Origin of the sequence: Winogradskyella sp. 4-2091 (assembly GCF_045765065.1) — a bacterium.
Taxonomy (GTDB): domain Bacteria; phylum Bacteroidota; class Bacteroidia; order Flavobacteriales; family Flavobacteriaceae; genus Winogradskyella.
Map to the genome: position 1 here is coordinate 211,183 of NZ_JBJKOD010000006.1, position 25,957 is coordinate 237,139.

Genomic DNA, 25,957 nt, shown 5'->3' on the forward strand with positions numbered 1-25,957 from the left:
AAAGCACTACATTTCACTAATAAATGGCCTTTATTTACGATAACCTTTTCGTTAATCTACGCCTTTCTTTGTATGGCATAACTTAATAATATATAACTCAGAAAAAATTAATTTTAGATTCATAAAAAAAACATAGTTTTGCTTTATGCAATTTTCTGAAGTTTTAGGTCAAAAACACATAAAAAACCACCTTACTACAAGTGTTGATGCTGGCAGAATTGCCCATGCGCAACTATTTGTTGGTCCTGAAGGTTCTGGTACATTGCCAATGGCTTTAGCGTATGCACAATACATTTTGTGTAGTAATACCAATGGCGAGAATTCTGGCGGTAACGAATCTTGTAATATAAAATTTAAGAATTTTTCTCATCCAGATCTACATTTTGCGTTTCCGGTAACTACAAGCGATAAGGTTAAAAGCAAACCTGTTTCTAGTTTCTATTTAGAAGAATGGCGACAACTCCTAGATCAACAACCTTACGGAAACCTATTTGATTGGTATAAAATGCTTGGTGTAGATAATAAACAAGGGCAAATTGGTGTAGATGAAGCTTTACAAATTGTAAAATCTTTAACGCTAAAATCGTATGAAGGTGGCTACAAAGTAATGCTTATTTGGATGGCAGAAAAGATGAATACAGCTAGTGCCAACAAGTTACTTAAACTCATTGAAGAGCCACCTGAGAAAACTATATTTATTCTCATTGCTGAAGACGAAGAGCAAATAATTAATACAATCCGTTCACGTTGTCAAATCTTACATTTTCCGCCATTAGCGGAAGAAGCTATTGCTGAAGCTTTAGTTAAAAACTATCATATTGAAGAATCAGTTGCGACTAAAATTGCACATCAAGCGAATGGAAATTACAATAAAGCTTGTGATCTTATTTATCAAGACAGTGAAGATATTCAATTTGAAAAATGGTTTGTGATCTGGATTCGTTCAGCATTTAAAGCTAAAGGAAACAAAGCTGCTATTCACGATTTAATTTCATGGTCTGAAGAAATTGCGAAAACAGGACGAGAAACACAAAAGAAATTTTTAGCCTTTTGTTTAAATTATTTTAGGCAAGCACTGTTGCTTAATTATAAAGCTGATGAATTGGTATATTTAGAACCAAAATCTGATGGGTTTAAGCTTGAAAAATTTGCGCCTTTTGTGCATGATTCTAACATAATGGAAATATCAGAAGAACTGCAAGATGCCATTTACCATATAGAACGTAATGGTAATTCTAAGATTGTTTTAACCGATTTATCTATAAAACTGACACGTTTACTTCATAAAAAAAGCCAAGCTTCTTAGGCCTGGCTTTGTAATTTTTATTTTAATCAACATTATTCAGTTGCTGTAGTTTCAGCACTAGTTTCTTTTGCTTCACCTCCTTTATTTAATGCTGAAAGAATTTCCTCTGTTATATCCTTTCCTTCTGCACCATATAAAACACTACCAGCATCATTTGCGCCTAATATAAAAGTATATCCATTAGCTTTACCATAATCCTTGATAAAAGCTTTTACTTGTTTAACTAAAGTATCAATTTCTTTCTGACCTTCTGTTTGCAAAGCTTTTTCCTCGTTACCAATTTGATAATCTTGCATTTGTTTTTTCTGAACCAATGCATTATATACTTCTTCTTGCTTAGTCTTATTCATTTTTGAAGCTTGAGATTGAAATTCTTGCGCTTCCATTTGAATCATTTGATTAAGGCTATCCGCTTTTTTATTGAAGGCATCTACTTTAATTTTAAATGATTCTTCAAAGTCAACTTTCTTATTAAATTCGTTTACCACTTTTGTATTATCTACAAATGCTATTTTTTGTTGTTCTTGGCAAGAAGCCGCTCCAACTAAAACCATTAAACCTAAAATTACTTTTTTCATTCTATTTTGTTATTTACTAATTATGAAAGTTAAAATCTTTCTTATTTATGTTTCAAATTAATTTTTGCAAATGTATAAAAGTTACAGAGTGAAATGGCGAATTTTTTAAATATTGATATTTTCTATGGAAAATAAACACCCTTATTTTTAAAATCTATTGAAAACGACGTCATTTAAGGCGTTTTAAGCGCATTTCTAAAATTTCTGTTGTTACTAGACTTGAAACTCTTAGAAGCTCTAAAAAAACATATTTAAATTACGAATTAGTATTCTTGAGCACATAAATATGCGACGAATACTCTTTAGAGTGTTTTGCCTTCCGATTAGAGCGCCAACCAATCCAAAATGCCTTAACCGGATTCATAAATCCAGATTTATATTTTTCAGAAAGTAAACACACATAATAAGCATCAAATGTCATTGGTAATACTTTTTCTAATGTCATCTTTTTCTTTTTGAACAATTCTGAAATAGATGTTTTAGAAAAATGCCAAAGGTGTCTTGGCACATCATAAGCTGCCCAAAACTTTTTATAATACTGCGCATCGTAACTTTTATAATTTGGAACCGCAATTACTAAAGTGCCATTTGGTTTTAATAACGATTTAAATAATGCTGTGTGCATTTCTAAATCTGGTAAATGCTCTAACACATGCCAAAGCGTAATAACATCAAAACTGTTCGGTTTTAGTTTTGATAACTCTTCAGTTTCAAAGACAGCGTTATTAGTTTTAGAGTTGGCAATTTGTCTTGCACTTTCATTGGGTTCTATTCCAGCAATACTCCAACTATCTTTTAAAGCGGTTTGTAAAAAGTCGCCTGTTCCACATCCAATATCTAAAAGCTGTTTGGTTTCTGACTGAAAAGAATTAATTAATTTCAGTTTTCGCTTTAGAGAAATTTCTCTCACTTTGTGATACACAAATTCTAATAAATTCCGCTTCGTATCTGTGTGTGAAATATAGTCTTCACTTTTATAATATTCAGATAACTTTTCTCCTTTAGGTTCTGGAAAAGTTTCTAACATATCGAGTTCTTTATTATGTAATAATTGAAACTCTTCTTTAGAGACGGAATGGTCTTTTAGGGTTAGGTATGTTTGTTTGTTGTTTGGCACGAATACTATTTACATTTTAAATAATTTACAATATCAATAATAAAATATTTCTTCAATTTGTCTAACAAATGAAATATCATCCTTTTTTGAAATGAAGAATGTAGAAGGATTAAGCGCACCTGTAAACGCCAAAATTCCATAATTTTCATTAAATAAAATAGGTTCTATTCCGTCAACTATCGGATCCTTCATTCTAAAACTATCAAATGAATTTCCTTCTGAATCAAACAATACTTTTAATTTATTTAATTCATATTTAGAACCAATATCAAAACTCAAAATTTTAGAATTCAAATTGTAGTCAATCTTTAAACTTCTAGCCAAGTCTGTTTCACAAGTATAACGATACGTAATTACTGAATCTTTAATTGTTTTACTCAGACGATATTCAGTTCTTAGTTTTATAGAATCATTAAAAAAACTATACAAATACCTTGTTTGAAGAATGCTAGAATTTTGAACAAAAGGCTCTTCATTATATTTATCTTGTATATCATTAAGTATAAAAAAAACAAATCCAATCGTTGACAAAACAACAACAGCGAAAACAAAAATCAGTATGTCTTTAGCTTTTTTCAAATGATTGTTTCACGTGGAACATTAATATAACATTTCATAAGATTAGCTTCGCTGAATCTGCGATTTCCCTTTTTCAAAGGAATTTAGCGACCTAAATAAACTAATAAAACAGAAATATCATTAGGCGAAACTCCACTAATTCGAGATGCCTGAGAAATAGTTACCGGCTGTATTTTGTTTAATTTTTGTCTCGCTTCAATACTCATAGATTTCAATTTTGAATAATCAAAATCTGCAGGAATCTTTAAATTTTCAAGTCTATTTAACTTATCTGCATTGTTCTTTTCCTTCTCAATATAACCAGCATATTTAACCTGGATTTCAGTTTGCTCTATAACTTCCCTATCCAAATCATTCGCTCGAATATAACCTTCAACGGCCTCAAACTTTCTTACATCGTCAATGGTAATATTTGGTCTTGCATACAACTTAAACATCTTATCTTGCTGCTTCACTATAGCAGAATTTTTAGATTCTAAAACAGGATTTGCTTCTTCGGGTTTCACACTTGTGTCTCTAAAAAATTGCACAAAAGCTTCCGATTTAGATTGCTTTTCTTCCATACGTTTTAGACGTATTTCAGAAGCTAAACCTAATTGATACCCTTTAGGTGTCAACCTGAAATCAGCGTTATCTTGCCTTAATAAAGTTCTGTATTCAGCACGAGATGTAAACATTCTATAAGGCTCTTCTGTTCCCTTCGTAATTAAATCATCAATTAAAACACCTATATAAGCTTCATCTCTTTGCAAGGTAAATGCTTCCTTTTCTTGAACTTTTAAACTCGCATTTATTCCAGCCATCAAACCTTGAGAAGCGGCTTCTTCATATCCCGTAGTTCCATTAATTTGTCCAGCAAAATATAGACCATCTACTAACTTTGTTTCTAGCGTATGTTTTAATTGTGTTGGTGGAAAATAATCATATTCTATAGCATAACCTGGTCTGAAAAATTTCACATTTTCAAATCCAACTACAGAACGTAAGGCTTTGAACTGAACATCTTCTGGCAACGATGTGGAGAAACCATTAATATAATATTCGCATGTATTCCAACCTTCAGGTTCTACGAATAACTGATGTCTATCCTTATCAGTAAATCGATTAATCTTATCTTCAATTGAAGGACAATAACGAGGTCCAACACTTTTAATTCTACCATTAAACATTGGCGAACGGTCAAAACCTTCACGCAACAAATCGTGAACCAATTCACTTGTATAAGACATATGACAAGAACGTTGTTCTGTCAATGGTTTTGTAATATCTAAATAAGAAAACTTCTCAGGATTTACATCACCAGGTTGCTCAATCATTTTAGAAAAATCTAAAGAACGACCATCAACTCTTGGTGGTGTTCCTGTTTTCATTCTTCCTGATTCGAAACCTAAATTAACGAGTTGTTCTGTGATTCCAGTTGCTGCTCTTTCACCTGCCCTTCCTCCACCAAAATTTTTATCTCCTATATGAATTAAGCCATTTAAAAAAGTTCCATTAGTTAACACAACAGACTTCGCTCTTACTTCAACTCCAAGAGATGTTTTTACACCAACCACTTTATGATTTTCTACAATAAGGCCAGACACCATCTCTTGATAGAAATCAAGATTTTCAGTGCCTTCTAAAAGCATCCTCCAATCTTCAGCGAAACGCATTCTATCCGATTGCACTCTTGGACTCCACATTGCTGGTCCTTTAGATTTGTTTAGCATCTTAAATTGAATCGCAGACGTATCTGAAACAATTCCGCTATAACCACCAAGCGCATCAATCTCTCTAACAATTTGTCCTTTTGCAATTCCTCCCATTGCAGGATTACAAGACATTTGTGCAATGTTTTGAAGATTCATCGTAATTAACAACGTCTTACTTCCCATGTTTGCAGCAGCAGCAGCAGCTTCACTTCCTGCATGTCCTGCTCCAACAACTACAACATCATATTCTTCGTTAAACATAACTTTGGTTTATCTTAATTATTCACAACCTTTTATCTTTGCTTTTGTCAAGCTGAACTTGTTTCAGCTTCTATACTATAATTAAATACTAGATTCTGAAACAAGTTCAGAATGACACACCTAAAACTCGGTCAATAAAACTATTGTTCCACGTGGAACAACTCTATTGAATTCAAATTGAAAATTTGAGTTCGCAAATATACAATGAAATTCAAACAGTACTCATCAACTACTTTTTGTAATCTGAATTAGAGATTCCTTTTTTCAAAGGAATTCATCGTATACCTAGATAGTAATCTTCTTTTGAGCGCATTAACTTTTCTTCGTCGTCTGACTTATCTTTGTATCCACAATAATGAAGTACACCATGAATGATTACTCTTGCGATTTCATCTTCAAAAGAAACATTAAAATCTGAAGCATTTTCTTTAACTCTATCCACAGAAATATAGATTTCGCCATGTAATTCTTTTCCTACAGAATAATCAAAGCTAATAATGTCCGTTAATGTATCGTGATTTAGAAAATCGACATTCAATTTATGTAAGTAATCATCAGAACAAAAAACGTAAATGATTTCTCCTTCTCTACAATTTTCTTCTTGAATGGTACTTGAAATCCACTTTGAAAAATGAACTTCGTTCTCTAATTTAAAATCTGTTTCGTAGTTAAAACTAATCATTGGCTTTATTAAAATACTCTTGAATTTTCTTCTTAAAATGATTTTGCAAAGGTAATGCTTGTCTATTTAAAATCTCAGTGGTATTAAAATATTGTTTAGCTGTTGGAATCTGACTTCCATTATTCTGATTGAATTCTACCGTATTAGTTTCAGATTTACGCTTGGTATCTTGACCTTGCATAAACGTAGCATTCTCCATTTTTAATAATTGATGCTGCACATCCATCATTTTTTGAAGCGTTTGATTTGTGAATCCTGTGTTTAATAAATCTAATTCAATTTCTTCCATTTGCTTTATTAGTTGTCCTGCTGATTCTATCTTTCCTTCCTTTGCAAATTTATCTTCTAAAGCCTGACGTAATAATTGTTGTTTCTGGTAAATTTTATAAAGTTCACCATTCTGTTCTTCGCTTCCTCCTTCTCCATAACCATCATTTTGTTCGCCTTCACCATCACGTCCATTTTTTCCATTCTTGCCATTCTTTCCTTTTCCCTCACCATTTTCACCTTCTCCATTATCACCTTCTCCTTTTCCTTCTTTACCACCATTGCCATCTTTACCATTCTTCCCTTCTTTTTGACCATTTTGGTTGCCTTCTCCTTGTTGTTCTCCATTTTGTCCAGATTTACCACCTTGACCACTCTTTCCTTGTCCTTCTCCACTCTTTCCATTCTCTCCACTTTTGCCATCTTTACCTTCCTTACCAGCTTTGCCTTGCTCTCCAGGTTTTTCGCCTTGACCGTCTTTACCTTCTTTTCCCTCGTTACCTGGTTTCTCTCCTTCGCCTTCCTTACCCTCTTCTCCTTCTTTGCCTTCTTTTCCTTCCTCACCTTTCTTTACGCCTTCCTCCATCTTTTTATTGAGCTCATCTTGACTCATAATAATATCATCTAATTGTCCTTCTCCACCTTCGCCTTGTGATGGATTCATAGACATTTCCATATTATCTAAAACATCACTTAAAAAACTTGCCAATTCATTAGTAGACGTAACTGCATATTGTTGTGCACCAACGCCTTGATATAATCTATTTTCTGAAAGTTGTTCTAATGCCTTATCGATGTTGAAATACACCTCAGTAATCTGAGAATTTACTTTCTCTGAAATTTTTGGTTGCCTTAAAGACAATGCAAATAAACTATCGTCTATATGCTCAAAATGTTCTCTAAGGTTGCTTTGCTCTATGATATATTTCCCGTAATTATTGTTATTGATACCAATACTCTCAAAGGTTTCCATGAGCTCTTCTTGGTCAAAAGAATACAATAATAAATTCTCTAATATTTGACGAAGCGCGTCAATATCTTCAGACATTTGGTCGCCTCCACCACCTCCTCCAGCTTTCATTTTCATCATCTCACTCATTTGTTTCATTTTCTGAGCGGCTTTCTTCTGCTGTTTTTTGGCTTTCTCTTTCTGTTCTTGCGCTTCTTTTTGGTCGCCCTTAGATTCGGCTTCTTCTTTCTTTTCTAAGGCTTCTTTGGCTTCCTTTTGGTCGAATTTAATTTCATCCTCTAAAAACTCATCTCTAGCAATCTTCATTGGTTTTTGAAGTTGTCTATCCTCACGTTTTAAATCTTCTAAATCTTTTTGAAGTTTATCAAACTCCTCATTCAATTTTTGTTGAGCTTCTTTGGTGTTTTCTTTTTCCTTTTTGGATAACTCTTCTTGTTCTTCTGACAGTTTTTCTAATTCACTTGAAACTTTCTCAGCCTTCTTCATCACATAGAAACGTTTGGTCAACTCTAAAAGTTGCTTCATGCTACGTTTCTTATTCTTGTTTTGCTTAGCTAATTCTTCAAGTTTTTGCGTGAATTCTTCTTTGTTTATTTTATCCTTTAATTCTTCCAATTCTTTAAGCAATTCTTCATCCTTTTTTAATTGCTCTTCATTTTCTTTTAAACGTTCTTTTAAATCTTCTTTAAATTGGTCGTCTTTCTTTTCGTCTTTTTGAAATTCCTCTAAATTATCTTGCAGTTTTTTGTTGAAGTTTTTCATCAACTGCTCTTGATTTTTTTGACGTTTTAAGAACTCTTCAAACTTCTTCTTGTCATTAAAATTTAGACTTTCTTTTTCCTTTTGCGTTTTAGATAATTCTTCAAGCTTTTTATCTTGTTCTTGAAGTTTATCAAACGTTTTACTGATATCCTTTATCGTTTCGTTCTGCTCATTAAGCTGTTTTTGCTCTTCTTCATCCTTTGTTAATTTTCGGTAACTGAACGTAGAACTTTTGGTACGCTTGTAATTGTGCAGTGCATCATTATCGAAAACCTCGAAATACAGTTGGTAACTTACACCATCTTCAAGGTTGAATTGATTTGGAAATGCACTTACAAATTCTGAAAAATTTGATTTAGAAATAGTAATGGGTTCTACTACTTTTTTAGACTCATCGTCTGTTGGATAATACACCAATTGTAGTTTTGTTAAGCCATAATCATCACTCGCTTGTCCATAGAAATACAAACTCTGTTGGTCTATGGAATCTTTTTGTACCTTGATTTTCATTTCAGGATAACCATCCTTAATGACGTTGATGTTGTACGCTAAGTTTTCATAATCTTTAAGGTCATCATTACTGGTCGTAATACTGTAATTGTAGTTGTTGTAAAGTCGTTTTGAAGCTTCAAAAATTCCATTGCTATTCGACTTAAAACTTAAAGTATCTTCCGCATAAATTTGAACACCTGTTGTAGATTTTGTCTTTGCTTTCCACGTGATATTTGTACCTTCAGGAATTACTGCAGAACCTGTACTTTTCAACACCTCATCTTGCTTTTTGGTATGCGATGGATAGTCTAAAACCATTTCGAAATTTACCAAATTTGGTGTGTTGACTACCGTTAATTTATAAGGTTTTGATGTGACATCATTAGCCGATAAGGTAAATTCTATCGGTTCTTTAGGTAAACTGAATGTGTATTGAAATTCGCCAGCTGCGACTTGTTGTAAAAAGTAAGATTGCCCGTTGAATTTGATTTGTGCGTTCTCAGGTATCACATTTCCTGCTGTGGAAATATTGAGTTTAAAATCCTTATTTTCAATAGCTTGTAAATTTTCATTCAACACAAAAAACTGAAAAGGCGCTGGTGGTTCGTATGCCGTTTTGTAATTAACAACACGTTCGTAACTATCACTAAACCAATTTATTTTTCCAGTAACAAACGACAACAATAAAATGGCGATTGGAATGGCTGCATATTTTAAATATTTGGTATTTGATTTAAAGTTAATCGCAGATTTAAAAGGAATGGGTTGTAATTCTTGCGACTTCTGTTCTATACTTGCTAAAAGCAAATCGGATTGTTGAGGGCTTTGATTAAGTTGAAGTACATTTAATAACTTATCGTTCACTTCTGGAAAATGATTTCCTATCAGTTTAGAAGCCGTTTCAAAATTGATGCCTTGTTTTAATTTGAATAAATGTGACAACGGAATGGCTATAAACTTTACGAAGAGTGCTAATTCTACTGCGATAAACGTCCAAAATAATATCGTTCTAGCTGTTGGATTAAGCCATAACACATATTCTACGAATAATGTAATTATAAGATATAGTAAACCAATGGCGAAAAATAAGATAGCACCTTTTAGTAGTTCATTGGTGTAATACCTTTTAATGAATTGCTCTAGCTTTTGTTTTATGGTTTCGAAATTGCTCATTTAGCCAATTATAATTCTTCTTTTAAAATCCAGTCTATCAAATTATCTTTATCAACAATAGACCAACTGTGAGGATGGCGATCTCCGTTAGAACGGTAACCTTTATTTTTTGTTGCAATATACTGTACATCTTTAAACCCAAAATTCTTCAAAGATTCAGATAGACTTTTAATATAATATGCATTCATTTCATCATATTTAGCCATTGTTCTTTCTTTCCACCAAAGTGTATCTGGTTCTGTATAAAGTCTAATTCTTGTGTTTTTTAAGTTCTCGATATTGTCAAAATTATTCGTTTCTGATGTAAATACAGCAAACGCTTCATAGTTAGAAAGGTTTTTATGAGGATTGCCAAATTCTTTACTTAAAGTTTCTAGTATCCACGTGCTCTCTTCCATTGTAGAATTAGACAAATTACGTTTTAAGTTTTTTTCAAAAGTCTTATATAGAGCTACCAAATCAATAGGCGAATCAACAATAAAAACACCTTCTGGAACTAAATTAGAATTTCCATTAGTCATGTAATCGCTTATTAAAAGTGCCATATTTCCGCCACTTGAAAATCCACCTATAAACATATTATCTTCAGGTAAATTATGCTCATTGAAAATGGTTTTAAGATCTTTAGTTAGTTCTTCTAATTCACTTTTTCCGAGCCATAACTTTCTGTTATAATTCATAAACAAAACAGCAACGTCATTGTTTTTAGCCTTTTCAAGAATTTTAAATTCCCGTTTTACGTCTTTAGCCGTTTCTGGAAAACCTCCAAAAAGAACTAATGTCGCTTCTATGTTTTTAACTGGTTTGCTTAATTCGTAATCATCGTGCTTTATGTCTTGATAAGTAACTTCTTCAAAGATTTCAGTTTCTTCTTTTACTTCTGCTTCTTTCACTTCATTCTTACACGAGATAAAAACAGTAATTATTGATAGTATTACTAAAAGCTTTTTCATGGGTTCAATTGTAAAATACAAAATGTTAAACTACACTCTATATTACCTTTAACTGACTAAACTACAAATTTATTTTAATCGAAAATAGTTGACAACTAATAAGATTCTGTTAATATAGAAGAATTAACTGTTAAATACGGCAAAACTTAACAACTGCTTATTTTCTTTGTTCTAAAATTCTATCAAACTATCTTTGCGCGAGATTCTGAAATAAATTCAGAATGACAAACTATTTCTATTTTCCGTTATGTCTAAAAAAGTACGTGTGCGTTTTGCACCTAGTCCAACAGGACCTTTACATATTGGTGGTGTAAGAACTGCTTTATTCAACTATTTATTTGCCAAAAAACATGGTGGCGATTTTGTATTAAGAATTGAAGATACAGACCAAAATCGTTTTGTAGAAGGTGCTGAAGATTATATTGTTAAATCATTAGACTGGTGTGGTATGTCGTTTGACGAAGGTCCAGGAAAAAACGAAAAATTTGGTCCATACAGACAAAGTGAACGCAAACATTTGTACAAACAATATGCTGATGAATTAATTGCAAATGGCAAAGCCTATTATGCTTTTGATACTGCTGAACAATTAGATGCCGAACGAAAAGGCCACGAAGCCGAAGGCAAAACCTTTATTTATAATTGGCACAATCGTGAAAAAGGACGTTTGGTTAATTCTTTAGTGTTAACTGAAGAAGAAACTAAAGCTAAAATTGAAGCAGGTGATCATTTTGTGATTCGTTTTAAATCGCCTCAAGATGAAACGTTGCATTTAACGGATATTATTCGTGGGAATATTAAGATTGATACTAATGTTTTAGACGATAAAATTTTATTTAAAAGTGATGGTATGCCTACCTATCATTTAGCGAATATTGTAGATGACCATTTAATGGAAATTACACATGTGATTCGTGGCGAAGAATGGTTACCATCTTTAGCATTACACAAATTATTATATGATGCTTTTGGTTGGGAAGCGCCAGAATTCGCGCATTTACCATTGATTTTAAAACCAACAGGAAAAGGTAAACTAAGCAAACGTGATGGTGATAAAATGGGATTCCCAGTATTTCCATTAGAATATACAGCTCCAGACGGCACCGTTTCTAGAGGCTATAAAGAAGATGGTTATTTCCCAGAGGCAGTTGTCAATTTCTTAGCCTTTTTAGGATGGAATCCTGGAACAGAACAAGAGATTTTTAGCTTAGAACAAATGATTGCAGATTTTGATTTAGCTAGAGTCAATAAAGCTGGTGCACGTTTTGATCCAGATAAAACGAAGTGGTTTAATCATCAATACATGCAACAACAACTAGATTTAGATTTAGCCGAACAATTTAAAGCTTCCAAAGCAGAATTAGCAGACATTGATGTTAATTACATTGCTTTATGTGTTGGCTTAATAAAAGAACGCGCAACGTTTGTTTCAGATTTTTGGGATTTGAGTCATTTCTTTTTTACAGCGCCAAAAGCTTATGATGAAAAAGCTTCTAAAAAAGCATTGAAAGAAGGTACAGCAGATATTATGACTAAGGTTATAGAATTGGTTAATGCTACTGAAGATTTTACGGTTGTAAACCTTCAAACTAACATTAAAGGTTGGATTACCGATAATGAGATTGGGTTTGGTAAAGTAATGATGCCTTTAAGACTCGCTTTAGTTGGTGCTTTACAAGGACCAGATGTTTTTGATATTATGTATATGATTGGTAAAGCTGAAACCGTGAAACGTATTGAGAATTTGATTAAAAATATTTAATATAACTTAGACCTGTCAGGTTTTAAAAACCTGACAGGTCTAAAACATCAAAATTATGAAGTCTCATTTTTTTATTCTAATACTGATTACGGGTTTTTTAATCTCTTGTAAAAAGGAAAAAAAAGCTGACTTTTCAGCGGATAAAATAGATTTAGTCTTAAACGAAAAACGTGTACTAATTTTAGGAAATAGCATTACACAAAATGGTCGATACGTTGATTTTTTAGAATATTACATCAGAAAACAATACCCTAATAATCCCTTAGATATCATTAGTATTGGTTTATCTGGCGAAACTATTTCTGGAACTACAGAAATTGGTCGAGAATTTCCTAGACCAAATGTTAGAAAAAGATTGGATAATGCTCTTAGCGAAATTAAACCTGACTTAGTAATTGCTTGCTATGGTATGAATGATGGTAATTATTCGCCATTAGATAGCCTTCGATTTGAAGCCTACAAAGATGGAATTTTAGAATTGAAAACAAAGGCTGCAGCTATTAATGCAAAATTAATTTTAATGACACCAACTGTTTTTGATCCAAACCCTATTTCTGATCGTTTATCAAAAGAAAACGAAACATATGAATATTGGCATCCGTATTTTAAATATAATAATGTTTTAGAAGCCTATTCTAATTGGTTATTAAGTATAGAAACGGAAGAACTTAAAGTTGTGGATTTACATCATCATCTAGATTCTATGTTAACAGCAATGAAAAGCATAAAATCAGATTCTACGTTTATACCAGATGGTGTTCATCCTAATAATATTGGACATTTTTATATGGCTCAGAAAATTTTGAAGGATTTATATCCTGAAATTTCTATTGAAAATCCTATTGCTGAAATTGAACATTTAGAAGCAGATTCGCTATATAATTTGGTTCTTAAAAGACGTGAATTACGCTCAGAAGGTTGGCGCTATTTTATTGGCTATACTTCGAAAGAAAAGCTATTTAAGACAGATAGTATATTGCCTATTGAAATGGAAGTTGAAAAACTAGATTTAGCTATTGATCAATTGTTGAAACAGTAGAGTATTCAACTAATTACCAATTAATTAGATTACCCTTCGCTCATTCCAACTTATAATGAATAACAAAAAATCTATAGCGTAATATTTAAAGTTAAAGCCATTAGTGATTGATTTCCTTTAAATTTTTCGTCACTTGAGATATTAAAATCTTGATCATTCAATTTACCCAACATATTTGTAAAACCATATATGTATTGTGCTCTAATAAAGAAACGTCTTACACCAAAGGTTAAACCAACTGTTCCATTGACGTTAAAATTTGAAATTTCTCTAATATCTTCTGTAAACAAATTGTTATAACCAGTTAAGATATAACCTTCTTTAGAATCGTCTTTTAGCTCTAATTCACTATTATATTGAAGCATTGGTCCAACATCTAAAGTAATATTATTACTAATTAATTTAATATGAAATAAAAACGAAACATCTGCGGTGAACATTTTATACTCCACAAATTCACTCGTTAAAAGCCCAACTTTAGATGCACTAATATCAATGTGGTTTTGAGATAATTGCATATTATAACTCACATTATACCATTTATTGGGTAAATCTACAGAAGCAGACATACCTCCAATATAACCAGTATTGGCTTTTGTTTCAAAATTATCGGTTAAAATATCAAATTGGGTAACACCACCTTGAAGACCAATACCGTTTTTAATTTTATAATTTTTTCGTTGTGCAAATCCGGTTGTAACAAAAGTGATACAAATGACGACTAATAGAATAGATTTTAAATTTTTCATGCTGATATAAAAGCTGATATAAACAAACGTAGGTAAAATTATTTAATATTACTTACTTTTAAAGTCTCGTATTATTTAACTTTTAAAAAACGTGTTATGGGTCAATTTATTTTTATTCCAATTATCTTTTTTGCTGTCGTTGTTTTAATTTCATCATTCTTTGTGGTAAAACAACAAACCTCAGCTATTATTGAACGCTTTGGGAAATTTCAAAGTATTAGACATTCTGGTTTGCAACTAAAAATTCCATTAATTGATAAAGTAGCGGGAAAATTAAGTCTTAAAATTCAACAATTAGACGTTATTATTGAAACGAAGACTTTAGATGATGTATTCGTTCGTCTTAAGGTTTCTGTACAATACAAAGTAATTAGAGATAAGGTATATGATGCCTTTTATAAATTAGATTATCCTCATGATCAAATTACATCTTATGTATTTGATGTGGTACGTGCTGAAGTGCCAAAAATGAAATTAGATGACGTTTTTGTACGTAAAGATGATGTGGCCATTGCTGTAAAATCTGAATTAAATGATGCCATGATGGAATATGGTTATGACATTATTAAAACTTTAGTAACAGATATTGATCCAGATGCACAAGTAAAAGCTGCTATGAACAGAATTAATGCTGCAGATAGAGAAAAAACAGCTGCACAATTTGAAGGTGATGCGGCAAGAATTTTAATAGTAGAAAAAGCAAAAGCTGAAGCTGAGAGTAAGCGTTTACAAGGACAAGGTATTGCAGACCAAAGACGTGAGATTGCACGTGGATTAGAAGAGTCTGTAGATGTATTAAACAGAGTTGGTATTAACTCACAAGAAGCATCTGCTCTTATAGTTGTGACACAACATTATGATACCTTGCAATCTATTGGGCAAGAAACAAATAGTAACTTAATCTTATTACCTAATTCTCCTCAAGCTGGTAGTCAAATGTTAAATGACATGGTAGCTAGTTTTACAGCTAGTAATCAAATAGGTGAAGCTATGAAAGCAAAAAAATTAAATAAAAAGAAGGATGATGAATAAACTAAAAAAAATTCTATTACTAATAATAATAGCAATAAGTACAGTTTCATTTTCTCAAACTAAAGAAAGCGCATTAAACGATGCTACAGCAGCCATAAAAGCTAATTTAGATTTGGATTTTGATACCGTAGTAAAACATACACTACCTGCTGTACTAGATATGATGGGCGGAAAAGAAGCCGCTCTACAAGTTTTAAAATCTACAATGGAAGGTGCAAAAGCACAAGGTTTAGTTATTGAAAAAGCAGATGTAATTAATGTTTCAAAAATTATTAAAGAGCAAGGCCAATCGCGATGCATAATGACGGGTTATACAGAAATGACTATGTCTGGTCAACGTGTAAAATCTACAATTCATTTTGTTGGTATTTACAATGATGTTGATAACTATTGGTGGTTTGTAGAAGCTAAACAATTAAAAAATGAAGTGTTAGTAAATAAGATTGTTCCAAATTTTGAAACAAGTTTAGAAATTCCTGAAGACGATGTACAAGTAGAGGAAATTTAATTTAAAATTTATACAAATAAAAAAACCTCATAATTACTGATTATGAGGTTTTTTATATTTGAAATTGACTTAGTGTTCTTCTATATATTTATCTCTAATCGTTTTTAATTCGTTGAGATAATTTTTTAAATCGGTATCATTTATACTTGCACTATTATTTGAACCTTGTGGTAAAGTGCTTCGTGTTTCATCTAAATGTTTCTGAAGTTCTGGATAATTATCTTCTATATCTCTGGTTACTGTTGAAATTTCAGTTAATATTTTCTGTGATTCTTTCATAATTTATAATGTTTATCATAAGTTACAAATAATCTGAACCAAACTATCTCAATAAACTGTTAAATATCAGAAGCTTCCGCAACTAAAATGTCATTTTTGTCTTCCTTAGCCTTCTCAATAAATTCAGTAATCGCTTCATTTTTTTCTAAGCCATTTTTAAGCAACTCTTTTAACGCAATTAAAACAACTATACGTGTACCTGCTTTTTTTACTGCAGTGCCAAATAACGGCTCTAAATCATCATAAGACACATCTTTAGCCAACACTTGTATTTCAGCTTTAGCTTTTAATTGTTTTTCTTCAGGGAATTTTGTGTATTTCTTACCAAATTGTTGAATAACACTAATCGCAGAACGTTTTTGTTGTTGCGGATTAGGTTTATTTTGGTTTTGGTTATTTTGAGGCTTAGGCTTTTGTTTTGACCAACTATCTCTTAAACCAACCGTTTTATTAAATACTAATTTTTCTGGTGTGGAATCATCATCTACATTAAAATAGCCTAAACGTTGAAACTGAAACTGCTCTCCTACTTTCGCTTCTGCTAAACTTGGTTCTAAATACCCTGTTTTTACGGTTAAAGAATTTGGGTTAATAAATTCCATAAAATCCTTTTCGCCATGACTGTCTGGAGCTTCGTCATTAAATAAACGATCATATTCTCTAATTTCTGCAGTTATAGCATGTTTTACTGAAACCCAATGCAAAGTACCTTTTACCTTTTTAGACGTATCCTCATCATAAGTACACTGTATTTCTAAAATATCTCCGTTTTGGTCTTTTCTAACCTCATTAGCTTTAATGATGTAAGCATTTTTTAATCTTACTTCACCTCCTAGTTTCAATCTAAAAAATTTGTTTCCGGCTTCTTCTTTAAAATCTTCTCTTTCAATATAGATTTCTCTAGAAAATGGAACTTTTCTGAATCCGGCTGAATCATCTTCTTGGTTATTTTCGGCTTCTAACCATTCTTCTTTATCTTTAGGATAATTAGTAATTACCACTTTTACTGGATCTAAAACCGCCATGACTCTATTGGCTGTTTTATTTAAATCTTCACGAATACAGAATTCTAATAGTGACACATCAATGACGTTTTCGCGCTTAGCAACACCTACTTTTTCTATGAATTTTCTAATAGAATTTGGTGTGTAACCACGACGACGCAAACCAGATATTGTTGGCATACGTGGATCGTCCCAACCAGAAACTACACCCTCTTCTACTAAACGTAATAATTTACGCTTACTCATAATGGTGTAACTTAAATTTAGTCTAGCAAATTCAAGCTGTTTTGGTGCTAATGGATAGTTTTCTTTACTGTATTCATAAACATTATCCTTAAACCAATCGTAAAGTTTTCTATGAGGTTTAAATTCTAAAGAACATAATGAGTGCGAAATCTGTTCTAAGTAATCACTTTCACCATGCGTCCAATCATACATTGGATAAATACACCAATCATCTCCAGTTCTGTGATGATGTGCGTACATAATACGATACATAATAGGATCTCTCATTAACATATTTGGATCTTCCATGTCTATTTTGGCACGCAATAGATGTGTACCAGCAGGAAATTTTCCGGCTTTCATACCTTCAAATAATTCCAAATTTTCTTCAACACTTCGGTCTCTATAAGGGCTATTTGTACCTACCTGAGTTGGTGTTCCCTTTTGCTCAGCCATGACTTCTGAAGATTGAGAATCTACATAAGCTTTTCCATCTTTTATCATTAAAACTGCCCAATCGTATAACTTCTGAAAGTAATCTGATGAGTACAATTCATTTTCCCATTTATAACCTAACCAAGCAATGTCTTTTTTTATAGCATCTACATATTCTTGTTCTTCCTTAGCAGGATTAGTATCATCGAACCTTAAATTAACAGGTGCATTGTACTTCTCTCCTAACCCAAAACTTATACCAATAGCTTTGGTATGACCAATGTGTAAATATCCATTTGGTTCTGGCGGAAAACGAAAACGAAGCTTTTCTTTTGGTAAACCATTCGCTAAATCTTCTTCTATTATATGCTCAATAAAATTGAGGGCTTTTATTTCTTCTGACATGTTTAAGGTATTAGCTGTTGACTATTAGCTGTTAGGTAAATCTTATATACATAACTCTAAACATCAACATCATTATTCCAGTTGGTAAAATTAAGCAAAATGTAACATTTATTTATCTTTTTAGACTGATAGTATGAATCAAAACTTATAGAAAATTATGAATTATATCTGCCCAAAATGCGACAATACAACTTATGAAGTTGACGAAATGAGAGCAACTGGTGGACGATGGTCTAAAATATTTGATATTCAGAATAAAAAATTCAGCTCAGTAACTTGTAAAAAGTGTAGTTATACAGAATTTTATAAAGCAAAGACTAGCGCATTGAGTAATGTGTTTGATTTGTTTACGAATTAAGTTAGTCGGTTTATGAATATAGACTTAAGACCGCTTCGCTTTTAGAACAAAGAACAAAGACCTATTTAGTGATAACTGATAAAAATTTTGTTTTTATTCAACAATTACGATTTTAACCATTTCTCATGTATGTTACTTCAGTTGCGAACAGTCACCAAAATTCATCAAGAAATATTACTTTTGAATCATGGGAATAATAAAAGTTGAAAACATACGCATATTTGCTAATCATGGTTGTTTAAAAGAAGAAACGGCTATTGGTAGTGATTATAGAGTAGATATAGAAGTCAAAGCTGACTTAAAAAAATCATCTAAATCTGATGACTTAAGTGATACAGTAGATTATGTGTTTTTAAACAAAGTAGTACGTGAAGAAATGGCAATACCTTCTAAGTTATTAGAAACAGTAGCTCAACGGATTTTAGATCGTGTTTTTAAAGATTCTTCAATAATTACAAAAGCCACAGTTGCGGTAAGTAAAATTAATCCACCAATTGGTGGTGATGTTGAGATGGTTACGATAAAAATGAATCAGAATCGAAAAAAGTGAAGCTATTTAGCTTAAAAAGTATATAATTTATATATTTGCGCTCTCGTTAGTTATTAATGAGATTCCTTTTTTTCAAAAGAATTTAGGGTGTCGTGGCCGAGTGGCTAGGCAGTGGTCTGCAACACCATCTACAGCGGTTCGAATCCGCTCGACACCTCAAAAAGCTTCTAAGTTCTCTTAGAGGCTTTTTTATTTTTTAAATTTTAATAAAATTTGCAATAATAGGTACGCGGTTCTTACTAAACCTGTAGATCAAAACACCTCAAGAAAGAGACACTTCTCAGTATCTCTTTTTTCATTTTCATTTATTAAACTAAGCTTAAACGTACTTTCTTATAAAGTTAATTTTTTTCATTAAAAAGCCTTTATACAACCTATTTACTTCTACTTATAAAACCTTATAAATTAGGTATTAGCTATAAAATACCAAAGCAATTTCACGGAAAACAGGGTAGTTCAGGGTTACAATCTCTAGTAATTTTGAACCATAGAATTTAATACTAATAAGCCCTTATTGAATACCATGAATTTGGATAACATAACCTTGATAAGTCCACAAAAAATTTTAGAAAAAATTATTTTCTACAACAAATCGTTAGAAAAAAATACTCTCAAAATTTCTACAAGTATTCACTTTTCTAACGGTTCAATAAAAGAAGGAATTCCTATTGATATTAATAAAACAGAAAAGGTAGTATTACTCCAATGCAAAGCATCTTTAATCTACATAAATATTAATTTATTAAATCATGTTGAGCTCAATTCATCAACGCATAATATTGAGTTTCTTACTAATGAGGACCACATGGATCTTAGTAACACAAAAGTTTCTACATCATTAGAACTAAAACGTTTATTTAAACAAGAAAAAGACATCATAGAAAAGTTATATGATTTTGAACTTAACTCAAAACTTATAATAAATAATCTTAAAACTGAACTTGAAAAATATCAATTCGAAGTATTTATTAAAGTTTTAAAAGACATATTAAACACTATTTCTAAAGATGATTTAGGTCACCAAGCACTAAATTCTTTGAAACTATTAGTTATTAAACCTGAGGATAACACAGCTCTAGAGCTAACTAAAATAAACGATACCATCAACATACACATAAATTTTAAAACCAAGTTTAAAACCGATTTTAAGACGCAATTAAGAGTTGTTTTAGAATCTAAATTATAAATCAAAAAAATATAGACATTATGGGATTAGCAGAAAAACGAGTAGCAAAAGCATTTGAAGCCAATGAATTTGAAACTATTTTAAAAGAAATTAAGGATATCGTCGGAAAAGATATTGCAGTAAATGTAGATTGGAAAACATTATCTACTGACGGAATGAGTCATTTATACAATAAGGCCTGGCCTCCTGTTTATTTTGAACCTTTAGTTAATTCTTTAAAATCAATTTGCCAAGACGACATGGGAAAAGAAGCCTTAAACGATGAATTAGAAACCATTATCATTAAAAATGAAGCAGGAAATTCTAGCTCAAATACTTGGGCAAGTTTTGATAATAACACCTTAACTTTAGATCATAAACCAACTTCTAATGTTCATAACGTAGCGGAAAGAACAAAATCACTACAAACATTATTAGAAAATAATCTTTAATATCAAGGTTAACTTAATTACGAAGGCTTCTAATTTTTATTTAGAAGCCTTTTTATTTATGTGATATTTTGTAATGATGCTATTAACTGTGTTTTCTATCAATTATTAAATAATCAAATAGCAACAGAATACTTAATAATAAAACACCGATTGTAAATAATAATGAACCATAAGGCCAATGTTGAATTTTAAAAAGTATTCCAAAAAATAAAGCAAAAATTGTCAAAGCAATTAACAAGAAATATAAAGCTTTTAAAAAAGAATTCTTCCTGTATTTTCTGTTTTTAAGATAATCTATGCCTTCAATAGAAAACCAATAGATAAAGAGAATAGCTAATAGAAATTCAAAAACATATGGAAGATAAAATATGCGAAAAGCTTTAACTAAATAACTAAAAACCCAGAGTAAGATTAGACTCAACTTTATATAATCTAGCCTAGATTTATCTGCTTTTTTTATAAAACGAATACTATATAAAAGACCCATTGAAACTCCACTAATTAACATTAATTGCGCTGCATAAGGCCAGTGCATAATTTTGAATAAGGCTCCAAAAATTAAAACAATTACAGCTAATCGTAGTGGAAATGTTAGAATTTTTGAATTCATATAAACATCGTATTTACTGCATAGGATTTACCTTCTCAATCTGCTCAATACTTTTCTCATAAACTTTAGGAAAAAGCCCTTGAACCAATAGAAATATTCCGAAGATTAAAATGACTAATGACACGATTTTTTTAGTCTTAAAGATACGTCTTGGTGTTAACTTATTTCGTAGCCGTTTTGCAGCTGCTATTTTTACCAAATCTGCCAAAAAGTAAGAAATTAACATCGTAGTAATAAAGATGGTTACACCATTATCTGAAGTTGTAATAGATGTACCAATTACAATAAAACCTAGCCAACCTAGTAATACACCAATATTAATAAAATTGAGTAAAAAACCTTTAATAAAAAGTTTACCGTAATCTTTCTTTGGAAGCTCAATTCTATGATGCTCTCTAACAATAGATCGGAAAGATTTAGATGTTTTAATAAAACTAATAAGACCATAGACAACCAATAAAGTGCCACCAAATACTAACAGTTTAGGATCATCTTTAATTTTATCTAAAAGGGAGTCTGTACTAAAAAATATAACGAAAATGAAAACAATATCTGCGAAAATAACGCCTAAATCAAATATTACAGCACTTGTAAAGCCTTTGGTTGCACCTGTTTCGAGTAGAACAAAAAAAACAGGACCTATAGTAAAGGCTAAGATTATTCCAAAAGGAATGGCTGTTAAGATATCGTCTAACATGTATAAACTGCTGTTTACACAAATGTAAGAAACTAAGAGGAATTTACATACGTTTTATTCTACCACCAAGAAGTGTATTTTCTTTAACTTCTTTTGGATCACCATAAATAAATACCTCACCACCTGCTTTAATTCTAACATCTACCATTTCAGAAACATTTACATGTGCCTCACCAGCAGCATTTATACTCACTTCCGTATTTTCGGTTATAAACTCTTTACCATTATAAACACCACCTGTATAAATTGAAATATCTTGATTTTTAGAACTACCAGCTACATTTATTTCTCCACCAGTTACAGCTCTAATATTAGCATAACTAGTTTCTAAACTAGCTGTAATTCCAGCACCTTCTTGTACTCTTAAATCTATTTCAAATTGCTTAATAGGATCTTTTACAATCACAAAAGCACCTTCATTAGCATCAATAACATCTACAGAAACAAAATACAATTCTACAACAGTATCATTACCATCATAACTTTCTTCAAGATTCATGCGTATTTTTAATTTTCCATTGTTATTAACAACTTCTACGTCTTCTTTATTTTTTCCAGAAATAATGACTTTATTTTCATCTGATTGAATCATTTTTACTTGGATTAAATCAAACACTTTTAAAGTTGAAAACTCACCTACAGTTTTCTCTATAGAATCTTGAGCATTCGCTGTAAAACCAACTATACATAGTATTACAAAGAAAAAATTTTTCATGTTTATAAAATTTATTTTAAGACTATCACTTTATTACTAAATAGCCATTTTAATTGAATTTCGTCGCCAGAACGCTTCTTAACAATGCGCCTTTGTGGTGATAATAAAACGGTTAAAAATGCAGAAATTCCTGTTAATACATAACGATTAATATCACTATACACTAGTTGGATTCCGAATCTTATAACCATATACGTTACTAAGAAGATTAAGAAAATATATATACTGGCTTTTGTAGATGTTTTCATAATTAAACGGCCACTTTTACTGCTGTTCCTGTTACAGAAACCATAGCATAATTGTGTGTTGTAAGTTCTATTTCAACTTTAATACCTACAACCGCATTTGCATTTAATTTTGCTGCATTATTTTGTAAAGTTTGAAATGCTTCTTCTTTCACATCTTCTATACTATTCTGTATTTTAGTATAATATTTAGACATGCTAAAGCCCATAGATAAAGCTTCTTTATTCATAGCAACACCTGTTACAATGCCTAAATAATCTATTATTTTATAGTTTTCAATTGAGTTAGTTGTGGTAAGAATCATAATTGTTTGTTTAATAATTCCTAAAAATAAAGAAATTGTTTAAAAATGATTGATTTGTTAATCTGAACTCGTTTCAGATTCTAAAATAAATTCAGAATAACAAACTTTTCTTCAGTATTAACATGATCTATCATGTTATTTATTCCGTTTCAGGTTTTCCAACCATATAAAAATCTAAGTGTTTCTTAGTTAAGTCTGTATTTTTCACTTTCACAATTACTTCATCTCCAAGTTGATACACAACTCCAGAATTTTTACCGACCATTGCATATTGATCCTGGTCAAACTGATAGTGATCGTCTTTCATATCTCTAACACTTACCATACCTTCACATTTATTAGAAATAATTTCTACATAAATTCCCCAATCTGTAACACCAGAAATAACACCAACAAATTCTTCGTCTTGATGATCTTGCATAAAACGAATTTGCATGTACTTAATAGAATCTCGCTCAGCTTTAGTTGCTAAATATTCCATATTACTAGAATGTTTACAACGCTCTTCATACACCTCTTCATTTGCAGATTTTTCGCCATCTAAATAGCGTTGTAATAAACGATGTGCCATAACATCTGGATAACGACGAATTGGCGATGTAAAGTGGCTATAATAGTCAAAAGATAAACCGTAATGACCAATATTATGCGTGGTATATTCTGCTTTAGACATGGTTCTAATCGTTAACGTATCTACTAAATTCTGTTCTTTTTTACCAACAACATCTTTGAGTAAATTATTTAACGAGGATGAAATACTACCTTTATCTTTAAAGTTTAATTTATGTCCAAAACGTGCTACAACGGTTTGTAATTGCGCTAATTTAGATTCATCTGGCTCATCGTGTACTCTGTATACAAATGTTTTTTTCTGTTTACCAACAAACTCTGAAACCTTTCTGTTGGCTAACAACATAAACTCTTCAATTAATTTATTAGCATCTTTACTCGTTTTAAAGAAAACACCAACTGGGTTAGCTTCTTCATCTAAATTAAATTTTACTTCAACTTTATCAAAAGAAATAGCACCATCTCGCATACGAGCACCTCGCATTTTACGCGCTAATTCATTCATTTTTAATACTGCAAAAGCAATATCGTTTGATGTTTTATATTGTTTTCCGGTTAACGAAACTTCAGTAGGAATTGTAGTATCAATATCTGAAATTGCTGCTTTAGAAGGCATTTCAGGATTATTTTCTATAATAGCCTGTGCTTCTTCGTAAGCGAAACGTGCATCAGAATACGTTACAGTTCTACCAAACCATTCGTTTTTAATTTCGCATTTTTCATTCATTTGAAACACGGCAGAAAAGGTATATTTTTCTTCGTGTGGACGTAAAGAACATGCACCATTAGATAAAATTTCTGGTAACATTGGTACTACACGATCTACTAAATAAATTGAGGTTGCACGCTCGTAAGCTTCGTCATCTAAAACCGTTCCTGGTTGTAAATAATGCGATACATCTGCGATATGTATTCCTATTTCATATAAACCATTATCTAAAACTGTAAACGATAAGGCATCATCAAAATCTTTAGCATCTTTTGGATCTATGGTAAAGGTTAAATCTTTACGCATATCTCTACGCTTAGCAATTTCTTCGGGTTTTATTTCTAAATCAATATTGTTAGCATAGGCTTCAACTTCATGAGGAAATTCTAATGGTAAACCATATTCTGCCATGATAGCATTAATCTCTGTACCGTGTTCTCCTGGTTTTCCTAGTACCTGAATGACTTTTCCGTTGGGAGAATCTGCTCTTTCTGGCCAATCTTCAAGAGATACAAGTACTTTATCTCCATCTTCTGCTTTGTTTATTTTATTGATAGGTACAAAAATATCTTTGTACATTTTGTTACTATCTGGTACAACAAAAGCAAAATTCTTTTTCTCATGAATTTGAATAGTACCAACATATTCCGTTTTTGCACGTTTAATAATATTGGTAATTTCTCCTTCTTGCTTGCCTCTATGTTTTCTTTTGTAAGCGTAAAATTCTACTTCATCGCCATTTAAAGCTTTATTAATATTGTTTGAAGCGATAAATACATCTTCTTCAAAATCATCGCAAATAATATAACCGTTTCCTTTAGATGCTAAATCTAAAATACCTGTATGATATTCTGTATTTACAACAACTTTAAATTTACCACGATCTACTTCTTCAATTTCTTGTTTAGCTTTAAGCTGGTGAAGCTTTTTTATAATCTGATTTCGGCTACTAGCATCGTTAACACCAAGTATAGCTGCAATCTGCTTATAATTAAAAGTTTTGTTTCTGTCTTTTTTTAAAATACCCAGAATAGTATTTGTAAGATTTGAAATCCCTTTTTTAGATTTCTTTTTTTTCTTTTTTGTCATTTAATTTGTAATCATATTCATTTCCTATAAGTGATAGGAATTCTAATTTAAAACTTAATATAAAGCGAAGAGAGGTTATTAAGTTTACTACAAAGTTACGTTTTAATTTTTTAATGGTGTTTAGAGAAGGTTAAATTAATGAAAAACGATGTTATCAACATATATATACATATAATCATTTTTCTTTTAAAATTTAAAAAATAAAATAATGGTTATTATA

Annotated in this window: 25 protein-coding genes and 1 tRNA gene; 10 read left to right on the forward strand and 16 right to left on the reverse strand. The window is 31.3% G+C overall.

Going from position 1 to position 25,957, the window contains the following annotated elements; translation table 11 throughout:
- Positions 1-145 precede the first annotated feature (145 nt).
- Positions 146-1,306: an ATP-binding protein gene (locus ACJBCC_RS10295; protein ID WP_299098168.1), complete on the forward strand. Its 1,161-nt coding sequence runs from the start codon at positions 146-148 to the stop codon at positions 1,304-1,306.
- A gap of 32 nt (positions 1,307-1,338) precedes the next feature.
- Here the strand turns inward: ACJBCC_RS10295 and ACJBCC_RS10300 are convergent, their stop codons facing one another.
- The 7 genes from ACJBCC_RS10300 to ACJBCC_RS10330 form a co-directional block, all read right to left on the reverse strand.
- A complete protein-coding gene (locus tag ACJBCC_RS10300; protein ID WP_407557111.1) occupies positions 1,339-1,884 on the reverse strand; it encodes an OmpH family outer membrane protein in 546 nt (181 codons plus the stop codon).
- 256 nt (positions 1,885-2,140) lie between these two features.
- Positions 2,141-3,001, reverse strand: coding sequence for a class I SAM-dependent methyltransferase (locus ACJBCC_RS10305; protein ID WP_299098170.1), 861 nt, complete (start codon positions 2,999-3,001; stop codon positions 2,141-2,143).
- Between the two features lie 33 nt (positions 3,002-3,034).
- On the reverse strand, positions 3,035-3,580 hold the full coding sequence (locus ACJBCC_RS10310) for a hypothetical protein (RefSeq protein ID WP_299098171.1): 546 nt from the start codon (positions 3,578-3,580) through the stop codon (positions 3,035-3,037).
- Between the two features lie 83 nt (positions 3,581-3,663).
- Entirely contained in the window at positions 3,664-5,535 is a 1,872-nt protein-coding gene (gene mnmG / locus ACJBCC_RS10315; RefSeq protein ID WP_299098172.1) for a tRNA uridine-5-carboxymethylaminomethyl(34) synthesis enzyme MnmG, read from the reverse strand.
- A gap of 274 nt (positions 5,536-5,809) precedes the next feature.
- Positions 5,810-6,217: an rRNA maturation RNase YbeY gene (ybeY, locus tag ACJBCC_RS10320; protein WP_299098173.1), complete on the reverse strand. Its 408-nt coding sequence runs from the start codon at positions 6,215-6,217 to the stop codon at positions 5,810-5,812.
- On the reverse strand, positions 6,210-9,881 hold the full coding sequence (locus ACJBCC_RS10325; RefSeq protein ID WP_407557112.1) for a hypothetical protein: 3,672 nt from the start codon (positions 9,879-9,881) through the stop codon (positions 6,210-6,212). Before ACJBCC_RS10325 ends, ybeY begins: the two co-directional genes overlap by 8 nt.
- An 8-nt stretch (positions 9,882-9,889) precedes the next feature.
- Positions 9,890-10,834 carry a hypothetical protein gene (locus tag ACJBCC_RS10330; RefSeq protein WP_407557113.1) on the reverse strand — a complete coding sequence of 315 codons (945 nt, stop codon included), beginning with the start codon at positions 10,832-10,834 and terminating at the stop codon, positions 9,890-9,892.
- Between the two features lie 247 nt (positions 10,835-11,081).
- On the opposite strand from ACJBCC_RS10330, the gene gltX reads away from it, so the two are divergent.
- Positions 11,082-12,596, forward strand: a complete 1,515-nt coding sequence (gltX, locus tag ACJBCC_RS10335; RefSeq protein ID WP_299098176.1) for a glutamate--tRNA ligase — start codon at positions 11,082-11,084, stop codon at positions 12,594-12,596.
- A gap of 55 nt (positions 12,597-12,651) precedes the next feature.
- Positions 12,652-13,635: an SGNH/GDSL hydrolase family protein gene (locus ACJBCC_RS10340; protein ID WP_299098177.1), complete on the forward strand. Its 984-nt coding sequence runs from the start codon at positions 12,652-12,654 to the stop codon at positions 13,633-13,635.
- 71 nt (positions 13,636-13,706) lie between these two features.
- Here the strand turns inward: ACJBCC_RS10340 and ACJBCC_RS10345 are convergent, their stop codons facing one another.
- Positions 13,707-14,384 carry a hypothetical protein gene (locus tag ACJBCC_RS10345; protein ID WP_299098178.1) on the reverse strand — a complete coding sequence of 226 codons (678 nt, stop codon included), beginning with the start codon at positions 14,382-14,384 and terminating at the stop codon, positions 13,707-13,709.
- A 96-nt stretch (positions 14,385-14,480) separates the two neighbouring features.
- Between ACJBCC_RS10345 and ACJBCC_RS10350 the strand changes: the two genes are divergently transcribed.
- Positions 14,481-15,416 carry an SPFH domain-containing protein gene (locus tag ACJBCC_RS10350; RefSeq protein WP_299098179.1) on the forward strand — a complete coding sequence of 312 codons (936 nt, stop codon included), beginning with the start codon at positions 14,481-14,483 and terminating at the stop codon, positions 15,414-15,416.
- Positions 15,409-15,924, forward strand: a complete 516-nt coding sequence (locus ACJBCC_RS10355; RefSeq protein ID WP_299098180.1) for a hypothetical protein — start codon at positions 15,409-15,411, stop codon at positions 15,922-15,924. Before ACJBCC_RS10350 ends, ACJBCC_RS10355 begins: the two co-directional genes overlap by 8 nt.
- A 69-nt stretch (positions 15,925-15,993) precedes the next feature.
- On the opposite strand, the gene ACJBCC_RS10360 is transcribed toward ACJBCC_RS10355, so the two are convergent.
- Both ACJBCC_RS10360 and ACJBCC_RS10365 read right to left on the reverse strand, forming a co-directional pair.
- Complete coding sequence (locus ACJBCC_RS10360) at positions 15,994-16,203, reverse strand: hypothetical protein (RefSeq protein WP_299098181.1); 210 nt, start codon at positions 16,201-16,203, stop codon at positions 15,994-15,996.
- A 59-nt stretch (positions 16,204-16,262) separates the two neighbouring features.
- Positions 16,263-18,272 carry a glutamine--tRNA ligase/YqeY domain fusion protein gene (locus ACJBCC_RS10365; protein WP_299098182.1) on the reverse strand — a complete coding sequence of 670 codons (2,010 nt, stop codon included), beginning with the start codon at positions 18,270-18,272 and terminating at the stop codon, positions 16,263-16,265.
- Between the two features lie 157 nt (positions 18,273-18,429).
- Here ACJBCC_RS10365 and ACJBCC_RS10370 point away from each other — a divergent pair, with 157 nt between their 5' ends.
- The 5 genes from ACJBCC_RS10370 (at position 18,430) to ACJBCC_RS10390 (ending at position 20,797) form a co-directional block, all read left to right on the forward strand.
- Entirely contained in the window at positions 18,430-18,630 is a 201-nt protein-coding gene (locus tag ACJBCC_RS10370) for a zinc ribbon domain-containing protein (RefSeq protein WP_299098183.1), read from the forward strand.
- A 187-nt stretch (positions 18,631-18,817) separates the two neighbouring features.
- A complete protein-coding gene (gene folB, locus ACJBCC_RS10375) occupies positions 18,818-19,180 on the forward strand; it encodes a dihydroneopterin aldolase (RefSeq protein ID WP_299098184.1) in 363 nt (120 codons plus the stop codon).
- 86 nt (positions 19,181-19,266) lie between these two features.
- Positions 19,267-19,337: transfer RNA gene (locus ACJBCC_RS10380), tRNA-Cys, on the forward strand.
- 387 nt (positions 19,338-19,724) lie between these two features.
- Entirely contained in the window at positions 19,725-20,366 is a 642-nt protein-coding gene (locus ACJBCC_RS10385) for a hypothetical protein (protein WP_407557114.1), read from the forward strand.
- A 20-nt stretch (positions 20,367-20,386) separates the two neighbouring features.
- Positions 20,387-20,797, forward strand: a complete 411-nt coding sequence (locus ACJBCC_RS10390; protein ID WP_299098186.1) for a hypothetical protein — start codon at positions 20,387-20,389, stop codon at positions 20,795-20,797.
- Between the two features lie 82 nt (positions 20,798-20,879).
- Here ACJBCC_RS10390 and ACJBCC_RS10395 read toward each other — a convergent pair whose 3' ends face one another.
- The 6 genes from ACJBCC_RS10395 to rnr all read right to left on the reverse strand — a co-directional run bounded on the left by ACJBCC_RS10395 (position 20,880) and on the right by rnr (position 25,737).
- Positions 20,880-21,407, reverse strand: coding sequence for a GldL-related protein (locus ACJBCC_RS10395; RefSeq protein ID WP_407557115.1), 528 nt, complete (start codon positions 21,405-21,407; stop codon positions 20,880-20,882).
- 13 nt (positions 21,408-21,420) lie between these two features.
- Complete coding sequence (locus ACJBCC_RS10400; protein WP_407557117.1) at positions 21,421-22,104, reverse strand: LysE family translocator; 684 nt, start codon at positions 22,102-22,104, stop codon at positions 21,421-21,423.
- A 43-nt stretch (positions 22,105-22,147) separates the two neighbouring features.
- Positions 22,148-22,819, reverse strand: a complete 672-nt coding sequence (locus ACJBCC_RS10405; RefSeq protein ID WP_299098189.1) for a head GIN domain-containing protein — start codon at positions 22,817-22,819, stop codon at positions 22,148-22,150.
- A gap of 11 nt (positions 22,820-22,830) precedes the next feature.
- Positions 22,831-23,067, reverse strand: coding sequence for a hypothetical protein (locus tag ACJBCC_RS10410; protein WP_299098190.1), 237 nt, complete (start codon positions 23,065-23,067; stop codon positions 22,831-22,833).
- A gap of 2 nt (positions 23,068-23,069) precedes the next feature.
- Positions 23,070-23,369 (reverse strand): heavy metal-binding domain-containing protein, encoded by a 300-nt coding sequence (locus ACJBCC_RS10415; protein WP_299098191.1) that lies wholly within the window; start codon positions 23,367-23,369, stop codon positions 23,070-23,072.
- 139 nt (positions 23,370-23,508) lie between these two features.
- A complete protein-coding gene (gene rnr / locus ACJBCC_RS10420) occupies positions 23,509-25,737 on the reverse strand; it encodes a ribonuclease R (protein WP_407557118.1) in 2,229 nt (742 codons plus the stop codon).
- Between the last annotated feature and the right edge of the window lie 220 nt (positions 25,738-25,957).